Source organism: Enterococcus pernyi (assembly GCF_045371165.1).
Classification (GTDB): Bacteria; Bacillota; Bacilli; order Lactobacillales; family Enterococcaceae; genus Enterococcus_B; species Enterococcus_B pernyi.
This window is the reverse complement of the sequence record NZ_JBIQDM010000001.1, coordinates 398,176-415,349: the sequence shown is the minus strand read 5'-3', so window position 1 is coordinate 415,349 and position 17,174 is coordinate 398,176. Positions and strand designations below refer to the sequence as shown.

Below are 17,174 nucleotides of genomic sequence, written 5' to 3'. Positions count from 1 at the left end.
AACCTTTCGTTTCTATGTTCCATATACCCCGTCATGCCTGATGACCCTGTAGGGGCAATTTTTCAAGAGAAAAAAGCTTCTTGGTGCGCATCCCTCCTATCCTCTTTTGAAATAATTAAATGACTATTAGAGATTTCTATTTAATTTCTCTGCTATCATTCATACCAAAATATTGATTCATTGGTTTTTGACCGTGGGAGAGCAATTCGCTTACAGTCACAAATTCATACCCACTTTTTCTTAGTTGATTCACCATTTTTGGGATGGATTCTACAGATAGATCATGGATATCATGAATCAAAATGATTGATCCATTTTTAACAGTGTTCATTACCTTATTTACAATCAAATCTTTATCTTTAACTTTCCAATCTTCAGAGTCTACATTCCATTGGATAATAGGCAATCCAATGCTTTTTGCCACTGATCTGTTTACAGCTCCGTATGGTGGTCGAAAATGTCTGGGCAATACCCCTGTAGCACGAAAAACTGCTTTATCAGTCTTCAAAACTTCTTCTTTGATTTTGTCAGGGCTCAAATGGGTTAAATCTGGATGAGTGTAGGAATGACTACCAAGCTCATGACCTTCTCGTATAATTTGTTCTGCGACTTCTGGATTCTTATCAACCATCTGTCCTAAAACAAAAAAGGTCGCTTTTATCTTTTCTGCTTTGAGCTTTTCTAATAATTTATTAGTAGATGTATCGTTAGGTCCATCATCAAACGTGAGTGCGACATATTTTCTTTTTTTATCTATTTCCTTTTTCGATACATCTATATCAGAAGCGATTTCCGGATTAATAAATGGAAATATTTTTTCAAAGCTTACATTTATTTTTTTCATTCCAACAATTTCTTTATCGAACCTAATTTCTAATGAATGAGGAAAAATGGTAATTTTACTACTATTAGTCAAAAAATCTCCCATAAGCACTTGGTTTATTTTCTCCTCATCGAGTGTTGATTTTAAACTAGCATGTGTGTTGAGCACTTGTTCTTGTATGATTCTTTTTATTGCTAGAAAATCTCCTTCATCATTGACAATATCTTTTAATCGTGAGTTATTTCGATTTTTGGATAAAAGTATCTCCGCGATTGCTTTCACTTCGCCAAAATAATTTAAACACTTTGTTTTTTCATCCCAAACATATTTTTTTGTAACTAATTGTCGTTTAATAATCTTATCATTCACCTTTTGTTCGTTGACGTATGAAAGAACCATTGACCGAGAATCCTTCATTTGCTTCGAAGCCTCCTTTGTTTGAGCTTCCAATTGTTTTATAATATGTTCCTTTTCAGACGTAGAATAGTACATATTATATTTATTGTATTTATTATCACCACTCTTTGACTTTCCAATTTGAGCCATATCATGATTAAAAAACTCTTTTTTAATTATTTTTTCGATTTGCATTTCAAAATTTGTTTGATCTTTTTTATAAACTTGATTCATTAGGTATTTATATGGAATACCCACTAATAAAGTAAGAATCAATATACCGAATATAGTTATTAATAATCTTTTCATAGCGTTGCCTCTCTTTCGTTTTTTTATAATTTATGACGAAAAAAAAGCACAGTAAGTTTCATCTAATATCATTTTTTAATAAAAAAAAGTAGATACTAGCATCCAGTTAACGATTAAAGAGCTAAATTCCACTTTTATTGCTCACTTTTATCAGCATTTCACCAAAGAGTAACCAGTCATAATCACTTGGTGGATTTTTCCAAATAATCTGAGGACAATTTAATTTATCGATCATTATATCACTCACATATAATTGTGTTTGATTATTCACTTTCTGTTGAACCTCAATATTTAGGCTTTGAAATATTTTAATAGTTTCTGCAATGAAAGAAGTATAAGATGATCCTTGAGAAAAATCGACACAAATATAAATTTTATCAAATAAGTATTTTTGTGGGATAACAGAAATAATAGCAAAAATATAATCATAATAAAGACCTGATTTTATGATCAATTGTTTATTGTAAATATTACTTTTTCTTACCATTTCAACAAATTTTTTTGCCACTTGATGAAATTGAGGATATAATTCTGCAAACAAACTTTCTTCTTCAAAAGTATAAAATGTTAGGTGTGAATAGCTGGCGAACACTAACTTGAAATTTGTAAGGTTCAGCTCTTGAAACAATTGTAATCGTCGTTGTTTTTGTTCAGTTTTAGGAAATGAAAGCTTTAAAGTTTGAAATATATAATCTACTTGTTTATTCGTTAAATCAGTTAGATCCGGGCAAATTTTAAATATTGTTGCATAATCTGTTAATGAGATACATTCTTCACTTATTAAAAAAACTAATAGCCATAATTGTTCGTATTTTTGCTTCTCTTTAGGAATCGACACAATTTTTTGTAATTTTTTTTGTATAAATTCTAATTGTTGCTGGATTTTTTCTGAATGACTGTTAGCAAATTCAATTTCTACCGTTTCTATATAATTGTTATTCATCATTCTTAAAATTACAATACTTAAAAATAACTCTAATTTGGCTAATCGGGTGATGACCGTATCTAAATTAAGTGTATGGATAATTATTTCCATTACCTCATGCTTATTGTGTCGTAAAGTGATATCAAAAGGTGCCTCTAATCCGTTAAAAAAAAAGTAATAAATAGCAAATATTTCACGACGAATCGTTATTTCATCACCCACTAATTTTCCTTCATTGATGTGAATGTCAGCTTCAAATAAGATATCTTCGAGTTTATTTTTGATCATATATGCTTTTGAGCGGCTTAAAAAGAATTTTTGTGAAAATTTTTCTGGTGTCGATTCGAATTGTACTATTTCATGGAGAAGTAAAAATAAATCTGATTGTTTTAAATAATAAAGTTGAATTTTACGAATTACTTCATTGGATAGGTGATAGATTTCTATATCTCCTTTTGACAGATAGATTACTCGAGCTGAAGTCGTTTCTTCTAAAACTTGTTCTAGTTCTAGAATATATTTATTAACTTTAAACTTAGAAATGCCAAGTAATTCAACTAAGATTTCAATAGATAGAATTTGACCATTATGTGCATCAAAAATTCTTAAGATATCTAACTGATACCTAGCCGAATTACTTAATAAGTCTAACTTATTTATTGTCATATCTACCTCCTGATTTGTTCGTTTAACTTTTTATCATTTATTTTTTTTATTCTATTATATTTATTTTAAGAGATGTATCTTTTACTATTTGATCTCAACTTTCCATTTGTGATTCAGATAGATTCTTTTCAGTTTCGTCTGTAATAAAAAAACAGAAAAAGAAACTTTTTTTTAAAATTGGAAATGTATTGATTGTTAGATAATGTGACCTCTATATCTTCGAAAGTAAGGATGGCAATCCTTACGTTAAATTTTTTTCTCCATTTTTCAATAAACTGTTTCATGGTAAAAATCGACATCCCACATTTTTTAAGATATTTCATCTATTGCTTAAATGTACTTAAAAATATACTGAATTAATATAACTGATAATTTTTATAGATCTTTGAAAATGAATTTACAATTATATTATCTTCTAATACTCGTTTATCATATAAAATGCCCCCTCCCAACTTCATCAAGTTATAACATATAAGAAAAAATTTTCTTTTTACTTCCTATAAACTTCTTTTTTAGTGCAGGTACAAACTATATTAATAACTATCAGATAAAAATGGTAAAATATATATACTTCATTCTGTGTATTTTTTTTCTTCATTCGTTGTTAACTTGACAATTCCTATAAGAGTCGGCAATATATAAATGGCTAAGGTAGCAAATATAAAATGTAATATTTCTTTTACTTGATTCATGGGAAAATAAATTAGTAAAAATAATGTACTGATACTATCTGAGTAATATCCGCTTATTGAAAAGAACATACATAGCAGAAATGATAAAAATAAAAACCATGAAAAAAAAAGAATAAACGATGCAAACAAATTACGCAAAAAAAATTTTTTCCTAATAATCAATTTATTCATTTTAAACACCTCGATCTGGGCTTTCCCATTTTCCTTTACTTGTACGACCTGTGATGACTACAAATTCAGATAAAATAGCACTAATGATGTTTATAACCCAATAAAACAACAAATAGACAGGTACTGTTATTTTATCTTGAAACTGAAGCTGACTGTCATGTTTATCCCCACTCATACCAATCCCAAATAAAATAATTGATAGTAACACAAATAAAATAATGATATTCCCCGTTATAATTAATACTTTATGGGAATAAACTGTTATAATATAATTCAATGTACTCAATAAAAAGCTCCATCCCCATAAATGACTCAATATCATTTCAGTCAATAGCAATTTATATTTCAAAGATCCTTCCTTAAAAACCCAAGAAAAGTTAGATATTAATACTTCTAATCCACCGATAGACCATCGCTTTCTTTGCTTCCATAAATTAAAATAGTGTTCTGGAACTAGAATATATGCAAGGGCGTGATAATGATATGTAACTTGCCAACCCTTCTGATATAATCGCCAAGTTACATCGATGTCTTCTGTCATCACTTCTGTATTAAATCCTCCTATTTCTTTTAGCCCTTCAACTCGATACATAACAATCACTCCCGATACTGTAGTGATTGTTCCGAGCATAAATGTTTGGGTCCGCTTAATTCCATCAATAATCCCTATATATTCAAGTGTTTGCAATTTCCCTAGCAAGGTAGATCGATTACGTACAACAGGTTTACCTGTTACTGCACCAACCAAGGGGTTTTTTTCAAGTTCAGTAATGAGTAATTTAACCGAGTCTTTTGCTAATAATGCATCTGCATCAAGAACAAGCATATATTTACCTGTTACTTTCCTTAAAGCTGTATTTAGAGCATGGGCTTTTCCAGCATTTTGTTTTTGAGCAATAATTTTCAGCTGTTTCGTTATATCAAATTTTCTTTGAATTACTTTAAGTATAGATAACGTTTGATCTGTACTTTTATCATCGACGACAATGATTTCTAGATTGGGATAGTCTAGTTGCTCAAGTGCCTCCATTGCCTCTTTAATTGTTTCTTGCTCGTTGTATGCTGATAAAACTATGGAAACTTTAGGATAGAAATTCATTTCTTGTATTTTAATATAGTTTATTCTTGAAAAATAAGCACCAATAGACCATAAAATTGACATAATTACCGGATAACCGATGGTATAATAGTCAATATACTTTATTAGAAACATTAGATTCATTCCTTTCCAAGGATTTTTTTCCGTTCAGTTTATCTTGTAGCCAATTTTTTGCCCGTTCAAAAGGATAACTAAGAATTAGAGCTCCAATAAAACTCAGTAAGATAATTAAAAAACCATATCTCAAACGTATCTCTAATGTAGAGAATACATATTTTGCCAAAGAATAAATCAATTTATCTGTCACATCAGATATTAAATAAATTCCTAATGTACTTGTACTGATCCATTTAAGAAAACGATGACTATTGTGAGGAAGTGATCGTTGTAGGCAAAAAACAAAAAATAAAATACTAATAAGCAATGGTTCAAAACCAGAATACTCATTCCCAGAAAAATTTTGATAATTTGTTTGAACACTGATCAGCAAATCAATTAAAAAGAAACAACTAATCATAACTAAAAGTAACATTCCTGTTTTTTTCATCTTTTTTAAATCTTCTTGGTATTCTGCCAAATACGCACCAATAAAATAGTAACCGATGGGATAAGCTGTAACCCAAAAGTCTGGAATGACTTTTCCAAATGAGTTAAGTAGAGATGGTATAAAAAATAATAATAGTGATACACCTACAACATAGAAATGAAAAAATCGATTTTTATTTGACTGCCAAATTAGATTGAGTAAAGGAATCACTAAGTATAAGCCGATATACATCTCTACATACCAAGAATATCTATCTGTAGAATAATCAAAGAGTCCAAAAATAGCCTCGATAAAGTTTTGTGATCCATCCATGAAAAATGAACAAATCCAATCAAAAAGAGAGATACTTACATATAGAAAAAGAATGGGAAATAAATTTTTTAGATAAGCAATTGACAATTGTTTATTTTTCATTAAGAATCCTGTACTTAATAAAAAGAGTGGTACTGCTATTATTGTTAAATTCCTAGTCAACATCCAAAAAATTATCATATTTGATTGAATCGTTTCATCATAAAAACCACTATTTAATAAAAAATGAACGGAAACCACAAAAAATGCCGCACAAGACTTAATTAAATCAATAGAATGATTGCGTTCCATAGATACCTCCTAAAGTATTGATAAAATAAATTATAACAATTTCATTTTTTGTTTTTTATGTATTAAATCACACTAAAATCCAAATTTTTTTTTTTGTAATAAAAATAATTGGATTTTAAAGATCAGCAGATAGGACAAATAAAGATTATCGGAAGAAACATGAAAGACCAGGGAAGTAGCAGAAACAATTTTTTAAGAAAACGAACAGAGGAATGTTCGGATCTATTACACCCATATAGAAGATATATAGACAAGTAATGTGTAATACCAAGATAACCAATTAAGAAATTCGGTTACTAATGGAGAGGTTACTTTTAATGGAATAATCAATTTGATTATTAGCATATATAAACCTTCTAAGTTTTATATATTTAATTATCTATAAAACTTTTTTTATGACCATTGTTATATCTGATTTATTCATTACATATTTGTAAGGGGTTAGAAAATAAAAATGTTTGCATGATTTAATTAACGTATTTGTATAAATAAGGTATGGTTTAATAAAAATTTATCATGTATTGTTAAAAGGATGGATGTAAGACTCTCTTAAACAGGTAAAAAAACTAATGAAACAATTAAATTTAAGCACAATTACGTGTAAGAAATATAACCTTCAAATATTTAATAAATCAGTTATTTTTAAAATAGAACTTCTTAAATCAGGACTCTTCATAACTATTTTTAATAGTGATTCATTTTAAGGAAAAACGCTTTTTAACTTTGTTATGTTGTGTAGTTACCTGTACTATCTCTCAATAACATTGATCATGTAAATAATACTTCTTAATTCTACTGGCTACTATTTTATAAGTTACACAAAATATTCTACACTCTCATATTCAATCTTAAAGAATGTTTATTTTATATAAACTTTCAATTTTAAGAGAATCCATTGTTTCGTTACAGGCTATCTCAAATAAAAACTATACGTGCTGTTCTCATATTATTTATTTGATTTTTTCTCTTTTAAGTAATTGAATACTTCATATTCCTCAACATGCTTACTCACAAAAAACATTATATGCTGAAGCACCTAAAACCATAGTAATTCGAATAAAAGGAAAAATACATATGGAATTGATGGGACAATCTGGAAAACAAACTCTCATAAATTTCAAGCAATTGAATAACTAAATCTTAATCATTACTCATCAAAAGCTGTAAAAAGAATCTATATTGCCAAATTTGACAAGAAAGAAAAGAGGTCTTTGGGAAGTTCATGTATGCTTGACCGTGCCATGCAAGCACTGTATTTACTAGCTTTGGAGGCTGTTTCAGAATGCACTTTGGACTCTAACTCTTATGGTTTTAGAAGTTTTAAAAGTGCGAAAGACGCAGGAAAAAAAGTTTTTAAAGCTCTGTGCAGACAATATTCAGCTCAATGGATACTAGAAGGGGGCATAAAAGGCTGATTCGACAATATCAGCCATCAATGGTTGATTGATAATATTCCTTTTGAAAAAACATGTTGAGAAAGTTTTTGAAAAGTGGATACATGGAAAAAAATCTATTCCCTACTACAATGGGAACAGCATAAGATGGAATTGTATCCCCTACGCTAGCAAATATTACGTTAGACGGCTTAGAGAAAAGTATAAAATCTAAATATTGGTCTAATAAAAAGGGATCCATTGCGGTCAGGTACAACAAACACAAAATAAATTTTGTTCGATATGCAGATGACTTCATTGTCACTGGAGACTCTCCAGAAATACTCTTAGGAGTAAAAAACATGATTAATGAGTTTCTAAAAGAACGTAGGCTTTCATTATAGGATGAAAAAACACTCATTGAGCATATCAATCAAGGCTTCGATTTTCTTGGGTGGAATTTCAGAAAATATAAGCGCAACAAGCTGACTGTTCAACCATCGAAAAAATCTATAAAGAAAATTAAATAAACATTGAAACAAGTTATTAAAGTACATTATTCCTCATCCCAAGACCTACTAATTCAGAATTTGAAACTCACTTTGCGAGTATGGGCTATATGGACTAACTATCACTTATCAATGTGTTCAAGTGAGGCATTCGGGAAGTAAACAAACAATTATGGTTATATCTCCGACACTGGGCAAGATGTAGACATCCGAACAAGTCATACTTGTGGATAATGAGAAGATATTGGGCAACGCTTTATGGGGGTTATAATCTTTTGCTCTAAAACAGCAATATTATGTCCAATACATCTAACTTCCATCGTTCGCCATACTGTGCCATGTGAAGATGTTAATTGTTTTCTTGCTGAAAAATATTTCCGTCTCAGGAAAAATAGATTACGTGTTGTCAATCAAAAAAAGCTACAAAATTCTAAAACTGGGCAACTACTTAAGTTGCTTTAAGAATGTGCGAGCGGAGTGCGGTGAAAGTCTCACGCTCCGTTCTACGAAAGGGGTAATCTCTGCAAAGAGGCTACCCTATTCTGCGTTTCTCTTGTTAAACAAAATCTTCTCATTGATTATCGCACCAACTTTCGTTGGGATAGTCATTGAGCAAGTTTCTCATTTGTTAGATGAAAAAGACGATAATTAAGCAAGTTGTCGATAATTCTCACGTTCGGAGTCGCAACGAATGTAAAAAAAACAAGCCTATTCGCAGTAGGCTTGTCTTTTTGATTTTCTTGTACAAAATCTTCACAATTCATAAATAAAATATAGCCTCTTTGTTTCTAAAAAAACTTAAATGATCGTCCATAACTAGCATTATACTACTAGCACAACTTTTTCATCATATACTTTCTAAGATTTGCTAAATACTTTAGATATAAAATTAAATCCATGATGCTTTTTTATTTACTCTATATCACAATGGAAAATTATTTTATAAATTTTTCATAAATTCATATGCTCTAGGGGCTTGTTCTCTAAGAAGACTTTTATTTGCTTCGCTATCAGAATAAAAAAGTCGAAAAGCTTCCGCAAAAAATTCTTCTTTATTTGAAGCGGCATATTCATTTAAATTATTTTTTTCATCATCGTATATTTCTTGAAACTCAGCTGTTCCCGATATCAATTCACCTTCAGATGAAGTGGAAACTCCCTTCACATTATCTATAACATGCCCAAATTCATGCAATAGTCTCTCTGGATCCATCTCCTTACCAGCTGCTCCAGAAGCATGGCCATTGATCACAAGCATTCTCTTATTTATATTATACCTACCAGCGGACTTATTAATTCTATTGACTGTCTCTTGTGTTTCTGAAATAGTTAGTCCCGCTGGTATTGCTTCGTCTACATAACCAAGTAAGCGGTCTACAAAAATGATTCTCCCTTCTTTTTCTTGCATGAACTCCAATCCCTCATTTAGTAATTTCTTTGGGACTAGCTCAAGAAATTTACTAACCGTATCTGTTGCTTGTTCTGCAATTAAAGAAGCTCCTCGCCCTGTTAAATCCAATTTAAAAATGTCTGAAAATTTCTCGTTCTCCATCTTATCAACTATTTTTGCATTTATGTTGCTGCTAATGTCGGCTATTCTTGAATCGATGCTTTCTTTTGAAACCAGATCTGCTTCAACAATAACGATTTGCCTTCCTTTTTCAGTAGAAATTCGTATGCTTTTAACTTCTATGCCAGTCCCTTTATCGACTACTAAGTAATCCATTGCAGGATTTAAATGTACTAAGTGAGTATTTGCAGGTATTCTAATTCTATATTTAAAAAAGCCTGCAGATTGTGGTTCATCTCCGACAGGGCTTCCAGTTAGGAAATCACTAGAAATACCATATTTGAGATTATCCCTTAAGTGTCTAACTCTGTCTTCCACTAACAGATTTGGATTATCTCGAGTATAGAATGTTGATTCAGGTATAAAAAAATCTGAAGATGATAAAGAGGAATATAGAAAGAGACCTTCCTTTACTCTTCCGTTTTCTCTCCTAAATAGTTCCTCGAGGGTTTCGTTTTCTGATTTTATTGTACTTATTTTGAGTATTTCTTCGGGAGTTAAACCTCTGGGTAAAGAATCCAAGTGTCCACCAGTAACTCTTAAAAGATAATTCAAATGTGGATCTGTTTCCGTAGATTCTCTATTTATATTACTTTCAAAGGTCCTAAGAGTATCTTCTTCTTGCTCAGTTAAAGAATCCCTGAATGATTCGAATTCATTAATAATTTCATCCACTGCCTCATCATAGTCTTTCACCCTAAAATCTCTGGCGGCCTCGACATAATTTGGGAATAAAAATATACTTACTAATAATAGAAACATCGCTAATATTATTTTCATAAATATAGTCGCTCCTTTCAAAATTCCAACGGAGATACAACACTGTATGCAAATTGTTATGCTTCTATCAGAACTTTATTATTTAGTAAATTTTAGAGGTTTTAACCATATCAAGTAAACTGTTACATTGTATGAAGTATAAAAAGTATTTATATCATTGTCTCCATGTGCCTATTTCTGTTATTGATATATCTTTAAAGTATACCCCTTGAGTATCTGATATCGCTGGAACTGAAAAAATTACTAACTCCAAAGTACTTAGTATTGTATTTTCTCCCCCACCATATATTCCAGGATCATATACAACGGAAATTCTTTGGTAACCATCTGTAGAGATATTATACCTTTGATTGGGTCCATTCATAGTGCCAAAACGTCCTAAAGTTCTCAGAGTAACTGTGGAAGTAGGGTATTTGGAATCTGCTTTAACTGATAATGTTATTGAATATTTAGAATTTGGGTTCAAATTTTTTAATATGTCATCACTAAAATCTAATCGAACAGTATTCATGGGAGAGTTAGTTGTCTGTGCATGATACACCCCCCCTTTATTGTCCAAATCATCTATCATTCTATGTGAGACAATATTATTCATCCTACCTAGAGAGCTAATTTCTGATCTGGCATCATCATAAAATTTTGGTTGTTTTATGGTAATGGCCATTTCAGGCTCTATGATTATTTCATAGAGATCCGATACATCTCTATAGGCTCCTTGATTATCGGAGAGTTGATGTCGTACTCTCTGTGCCGTAAATTCATCTAAAAAAGCTACACTATGATATTCTTCTATAGACTTATTTTTGTAAAGTAGTTTACCGTCTTGTTCCCTTATATCTTTGAATCCTATTTTTAAAGCTTCTTTCAATGTTAACTTCGGTGTTCTATCTTCTGGATCAGATGGATTTTTCGCTGCAATTCTACGCTCTACTACAGACTCTCCGTCATCAATAATTACTGAAGCTGTTCTCTTTTTAATTTGTTGCTCTACACCATTCCAAAAACCACCCAATCTTATGTTCCCTGTAGAATCTTTAATCATATATCTTCCGTCGACTTGATTTGTTTCCAATAAAATTGGTGATTTATTTGATATAAAGGTGGCTAATTGATTCTTATTTAACGGAATAGGTCTTGAATTAAAGTCGTCCATAGTGTTAATAGCAATCCCATTTTGCCCCTTCATAGGATAACTTTCATTAGGCAAAATAGCTAGTGCTGTTGTATTATCTTTTGCTCGGATGGTTCCTAGTGTATCGTTATTAAGTACAAAGCTAACTGTGGGTTTAACTTCGTAGATCGCTCCAGTTCCAATATTATTGTATCTCACATTAGCATTTAGAAAGGCTGATTCAGCACTATTTATATGGGTTGTGTCATCATTGGAGCCTCCCCACTCATTAGCAACGGTGTTGCTATGGGTATAATGTCCGGTAACACCAAAATTAGGTCCTAGACCTTGCCAACCTGCTGTAACATCTACTCCTTCAGTATTGGAATAGGTCCAATTAGTAGAGTGATTAGAGCTAACACTGTTTGTCAAATCTTGATTGGATGATAGGATGATATTTTCCAGATTAACATTCACTGCAGGGAATGCGGCAACTAGAGGATTGAATACTTCTTCGCTATTTGCAAGTGGCATGTCTTTCGCAGCTTTTTCATAATCTGTGTAAGGATCACCTGCTGTATGTGCCTCAAATGGATTGGAAACGAATTTTGTATAACCAGATTGCTCATACTCATCTTTCCAAGGTACGATTATCCTATTTTGAATAGTGTATCCATTAATTTCCCATTCATCAAAAATATGATCACCATCGGTATCTAGCAAAGGCATATTATTTTTCAATCTAAATAAATTATCATTACCAGCATTAGAAATGATTTTTTTCCACTCATCACTTCTAGTGTCGGGAGTATTTAACTCCTGATTATCGAAAAAGTGTTCGATGCCGCTACTACTTTGAGCCACTAATTTTATTTCTTCAATATCAGTTATGGATAGTGGAGTATCTGATATTCCTTCTATTTTTAATTTGATCCGTTGATCTTTCTTTAATGTTAATTTATCTTTTACATCAATTGATTCACCATCTATTTCAATCTTGTAGTTATTTATACCTGTCAATTTAAAGCTATGATAATTTTGACTTTCTAAACTTCTAAGCTCACCGATCCAACGAAATGAAGAAAATTTTTGTGAATCCGTAATTAAATCTTTTGTATCTTGTTTGTTAAATGATAATGTATCTTTATACGTAGGTCCAACAAGTATAGCATTTTGAAATTTATTATCTTCAAAATAGTAACCCATCACCCCATATTGCATTTGCTTTTGTGCCTCACTGGTTACTGATTCTTGGGCATTTACCTGTGAACTGATCACTAATAATGTCGCCAATAAAAATAATGCTTTTAATATGTTTTTTTTCAATTTTTTAAACCTCCTACTGTTAGATAGATGTTTTAATCATTCACTATATTTTTTCTACTTTAATAGTGATTTTCTAAATCAGAGTCAAACGCTAAGAAGTTATATTAATAACTTATTTGTTGCCTCAAAAACTAGCAATAATGATAAAGTATGGGTAACACTAAAACCATACTACTTCTCTTTTATCATAGACAAGCCTCCTTCGTATTTATTTTTATAATAACTTATTCTATAGACACTCAAATTTGCAAAGGATAGTGGTATCCTTGATATATTTAATAAGCAGTAACACAAAATTTTGTATCCCTGTATTTAGACAAAATTATTTAAAACCATATTGATCTTTTCCAACATTTCATTAGCTATTTTAATAGAAAAAGTTTAATCAGATATTAAGTTGTTTTAGTGTAAATAGTCACGGTAAAATTTAGAAAAATAGAAGGGTATATTTTATTTCATCATTGTCTGTTTCAGATCTCAATACATCAGAAAAAAACGCTTACAATTACAGCTGAAAAGTTGCAGGAAATTCAACTATATATGCTTGTTTTATTTTAGTAGAGAGAGCATTTTCCACCTACAGCTATATGTTATGTTTATATAGGACAACAGAGACACAATCTGATTATATCTCTTTTAATCTGTATGGATTTTAAATAAAATGCCAAAGAAATAGTAATTGCTTAATTCACGATACAAAAAACCGTAATTATTAATTAATTTACTAACAAGTATAACAACAGAAAATGCATAGAACGATAACTGTAAATAAAATAATTATCGTTCATACACTAACACTCATGAGAGTTTCTTTGACACATAAAAGATCCATGATGTATCAAAGAATATTAAAAATCATTGAATGATTTATTTTATTATTTAAATCATATCCACACAACTCTTTAAAATAATATACATAGTCATTTTCAACTATACGTATAATATCATCAGCGGAAAAATCTTGCCACCTTATTAGTTCAGCAATCAGGTTTAATTTTGCATCAATACCTAATATTTCAGGAAACATCTGCCAAAATGTTTCCTCAGAAATTCCACTAATCAGTTGATCTAATAGCCTGAATTGTTTTTGTACATATTTCTCTAAATCTTTACCGACTATTCCCTGCATCTCTATAAAATTTTTAAAATAGTCAACATACTCATTTTTTGTTTTAAACAGTAGCTTTACTCCTTTCTATTAACGGTTAAAAAAGGCAGCATCAATCTTAAAAAAATTTTTTTTTAAACACAGCTAATCCCCAAACTTTCCCGCTCTATTATCTCTTATATTCCTAATTATCTGGTACACTACTTAATTCCCATGTAAGTGTTGTTGAATAATTAATATTTTGAGGATTTGATCCTTTAGGGACTACTAATGCTATACTTTCATGCGCAGTTTCTGCATCACCAAAGCGATAAATCCATGTCCCTTTCCCTTCATTTCCTCGTGCATTAATTAATATTTTTTTGTTTCCTGGTTGTAAATCATTGGTAGTAGATTGTAGTGCAGGTACTTTTTCTCCCTGAGATGCTATTATTTCAGAATTCATCAATTGTAATTTTGCACCAAGAAGTTCTTGTCCTTCTCCACCTTTAAACTGCTCTCTTTGTGTTACTGATAGTTGCCATTCATTCCGGTCTTCTTCAGGTCTACGATCACTTATTTGAATATAATTTGGACGCTCCTCTTGTTCATTAATTGTTCCGTCTTCGTTTAATAGTCGTTGTGGCTTTGCAAAATATGTTTGTTCAGATAACGAAATCAATTGCTGCCCAAAATCAAACTGAGAAACGAAATCGATACTCAATAAACCTTGATTGTCAGGTAATAGAGGAGGATTTTCTGGATTAACTTCTTCTTCTGGATTTAATGGATCTAAAGGATTTGGTACTGGTGTGCTAACTTCTGTAATTTCGCTATTTGATTGAGAAGAGTAACTGACGTCATCAAAATGCTCATCCCAATAATCTACCTCTGCGTGTGTAGCGATTTGACCGCTTATAAAGTTACTATTAATTATTGTATCAAAACTTAATTCAATAGATTCTTTGGAATCTATCACAACATCAGGTCTGACAATTAGTCTATCGTCTTCAAAACTAAATTTGGTTTCTTCTAACTTTTGTCCATTAATTTTTATGGTCTCTGTATCTATTTTAGTGTTTTCTAAACCGATTATTGAAATCGTCAATCTATCTGCAGGGACCCCACCTTCATTTTCTATATTCATTGAATAATTAAGCATTCCTCCGGCAGGAGCCTCTTCTTTATCTACTTTGTTAAGTACTACTAATTCTGATTGTTTTGCAAAATGAATGTCATCTAACAAATTTCCTAAAGTAATATTTCCTCCACTTGAACTTACAGCTTCAAACCCAAAGTAAGTAAGCTCTTGATTATTTGGTACAATGTAAGTCCCATTATACAAGCTCCAGTTTCTCGATGGAGATTCCATTTCTTTTATAACTTCTGGTTTTTCAGGATGTCCTATGTTCAATCTCATCTTATCTACTCCAAGCCTTCCGGCATGATATAACCTCCACCTTAAAACAGTGCCTGGTTCATAATTTACGATTTGATATAGCTCTCCTGGTTCGTTAGCATTTAATTCTACAAATTGTCTTCCCTTGGCTGCACCTGCGATATTATGAGAAGGTCCTAGACCAAATTCAATCATTTTATCACTAGCCGTTGTATACCATCCTGGAACTTCTGATTGGTGCATCATCGCAGCATTAGATTCAATATATGGCTCTTCAAAGTCAGGGTTAATTAATTTATCGTGGATCTGAACATAGTCAATATTCACTACTTGAGGATCTTTTTTTATAGTGCCAGTCACTGTATCTGGTTTATTCAGAAGATAATATCCGCTAATTTCTGGTAATGAAGCTGTATATTGTTCTCCTACATTTCCTGTAATTATTTCTGACTCTTTTAGCTTTTGACCTTGTTTATTCAAATAGTTTACAGTAATCATACCTTCTTCAGGTTCGGGAGGCTTTCCTTCAAAATTTTTACCATAACTAGAAATCCAGCTAGATTGAGAAATATTAAATGTATCATCATTGAATGTAGCATCTGAAGAAGAAACCACGTTATTATTACGTATCTCAGCAGTTAGTCCTTCCCACGCTTTATCCGCTCTATTTGTTGTATTATTCAAGTTCCAAGACATTAAACCTTGATTGTTTCTAATATTAATATTAGAAGCTGTTATCGCTTGATTTCCACTTGAATTTCTAATACTATATGCCAGCCCCGTCAAATTTAAATTTTGTGCCTGTATTGTTGTATTAGTTACAATGTTTGGAAATGGATTTGTGAATATACTAATCCCTCCACGCATCTCCAATGTGCCAACAGTTAATGTACTGTTCTGAATTAATAATGTCGCTTGGGGACCACCACCAGGCATACCCAAGTGTTCAATAAATAAATTTTGTAGATTTGAGTTAACATTAATAACGGCACTAGCTACAGAACCTATGTTCAGTGTCCCCCCTGAAAAACCAAACCCTCTCACTCCTATTAATTTAAACTCTGTACTGCTTGAATTTGATAATAAAGTCGTGTTATTACCTATAAGACTCGTGGTTCCATTAGTGTCGCTCCCGCGTATAGTAATTGGGCTTGAACGGCTATTTAAACTAGTTGTTCCCTCAAGAATAGTAGAAGTTAAACTAATCGACGTACGTGAAGCATTATTCCAAGCAGTCCTAAATGCAGCCCATGTTGCAACATTCACATTTGATCTTGTCTGAGCATCTCGAGTTTTGTTTGTAATATCAACAAACAAAAAGTCTGAATGAACATCTCCTAGAGCATCTTCTATTGAAAACTGACCACTTTCACTAAAAGTTAGCTGGATTTTCAGTTTATCAGTTTTTTCATTTGTTTGAACTAACCAAATTTTAGATCCGTCACTTAATTCATCTACTTCTTTAATTTGTGCATTCTCTACGGAAAATGATGCACTTTTAGGTAAGATAATACGATACTCATTAATAGCATGACTAGTAGTAACATATATTTCAAAGGATTCACCGGGAGAGACATGCCTTATTTCCTCACCATTAATATTGAAGGTGAGGTCTGTATTATTCTCTTGTATCGATCGATTAATTATTAGTTCTTCGCTATGTTCCGGGTCTACTTCTTGAACTGTTTCTGCATAAACTATATTAATAGGACTGATGAATAGTTGTATCCACAATGAAGTTATCATCATCATACTTGTTGTTTTGCTCATCATAATAGTTGCCTCACC

General features: G+C 31.4%; 11 protein-coding genes. 3 read left to right on the top strand and 8 right to left on the bottom strand.

The genetic code is table 11. The features are described 5' to 3' along the window. Nucleotides 1-136 precede the first annotated feature (136 nt). The 4 genes from ACH0AK_RS02030 to ACH0AK_RS02015 form a co-directional block, all read right to left on the bottom strand. A complete protein-coding gene (locus tag ACH0AK_RS02030) occupies nt 137-1,528 on the bottom strand; it encodes a polysaccharide deacetylase family protein (protein ID WP_347082547.1) in 1,392 nt (463 codons plus the stop codon). 121 nt (nt 1,529-1,649) lie between these two features. Next, nucleotides 1,650-3,119, bottom strand: a complete 1,470-nt coding sequence (locus tag ACH0AK_RS02025; protein ID WP_347082546.1) for a helix-turn-helix domain-containing protein — start codon at nt 3,117-3,119, stop codon at nt 1,650-1,652. Nucleotides 3,120-3,983: 864 nt separating this feature from the next. After that, on the bottom strand, nt 3,984-5,195 hold the full coding sequence (locus tag ACH0AK_RS02020; protein ID WP_347083951.1) for a glycosyltransferase family 2 protein: 1,212 nt from the start codon (nt 5,193-5,195) through the stop codon (nt 3,984-3,986). Then, nucleotides 5,173-6,231 carry an acyltransferase gene (locus ACH0AK_RS02015; protein WP_347082542.1) on the bottom strand — a complete coding sequence of 353 codons (1,059 nt, stop codon included), beginning with the start codon at nt 6,229-6,231 and terminating at the stop codon, nt 5,173-5,175. Before ACH0AK_RS02015 ends, ACH0AK_RS02020 begins: the two co-directional genes overlap by 23 nt. Before the next feature lie 1,226 nt (nt 6,232-7,457). Between ACH0AK_RS02015 and ACH0AK_RS02010 the strand changes: the two genes are divergently transcribed. From ACH0AK_RS02010 to ACH0AK_RS02000, 3 genes are all read left to right on the top strand, one after another. Continuing rightward, the gene (locus ACH0AK_RS02010) at nt 7,458-7,646 is read left to right on the top strand and encodes a hypothetical protein (RefSeq protein ID WP_347082540.1); all 189 of its coding nucleotides are present in this window, start codon (nt 7,458-7,460) and stop codon (nt 7,644-7,646) included. A gap of 131 nt (nt 7,647-7,777) precedes the next feature. Further along, nucleotides 7,778-8,008 carry a reverse transcriptase domain-containing protein gene (locus tag ACH0AK_RS02005; protein ID WP_499796715.1) on the top strand — a complete coding sequence of 77 codons (231 nt, stop codon included), beginning with the start codon at nt 7,778-7,780 and terminating at the stop codon, nt 8,006-8,008. A gap of 451 nt (nt 8,009-8,459) precedes the next feature. Then, on the top strand, nt 8,460-8,765 hold the full coding sequence (locus ACH0AK_RS02000) for a type I toxin-antitoxin system Fst family toxin (protein ID WP_347083952.1): 306 nt from the start codon (nt 8,460-8,462) through the stop codon (nt 8,763-8,765). A 288-nt stretch (nt 8,766-9,053) separates the two neighbouring features. Here ACH0AK_RS02000 and ACH0AK_RS01995 read toward each other — a convergent pair whose 3' ends face one another. The 4 genes from ACH0AK_RS01995 to ACH0AK_RS01980 all read right to left on the bottom strand — a co-directional run bounded on the left by ACH0AK_RS01995 (nt 9,054) and on the right by ACH0AK_RS01980 (nt 17,159). Beyond that, entirely contained in the window at nt 9,054-10,463 is a 1,410-nt protein-coding gene (locus ACH0AK_RS01995; protein WP_347082536.1) for an anthrax toxin lethal factor-related metalloendopeptidase, read from the bottom strand. 154 nt (nt 10,464-10,617) lie between these two features. Then, nucleotides 10,618-12,900 carry a binary toxin-like calcium binding domain-containing protein gene (locus tag ACH0AK_RS01990; RefSeq protein WP_347082534.1) on the bottom strand — a complete coding sequence of 761 codons (2,283 nt, stop codon included), beginning with the start codon at nt 12,898-12,900 and terminating at the stop codon, nt 10,618-10,620. Nucleotides 12,901-13,738: 838 nt separating this feature from the next. Then, on the bottom strand, nt 13,739-14,080 hold the full coding sequence (locus tag ACH0AK_RS01985) for a DUF7006 family protein (RefSeq protein ID WP_430395222.1): 342 nt from the start codon (nt 14,078-14,080) through the stop codon (nt 13,739-13,741). A gap of 112 nt (nt 14,081-14,192) precedes the next feature. Beyond that, nucleotides 14,193-17,159 (bottom strand): WxL domain-containing protein, encoded by a 2,967-nt coding sequence (locus ACH0AK_RS01980; RefSeq protein ID WP_499796710.1) that lies wholly within the window; start codon nt 17,157-17,159, stop codon nt 14,193-14,195. Between the last annotated feature and the right edge of the window lie 15 nt (nt 17,160-17,174).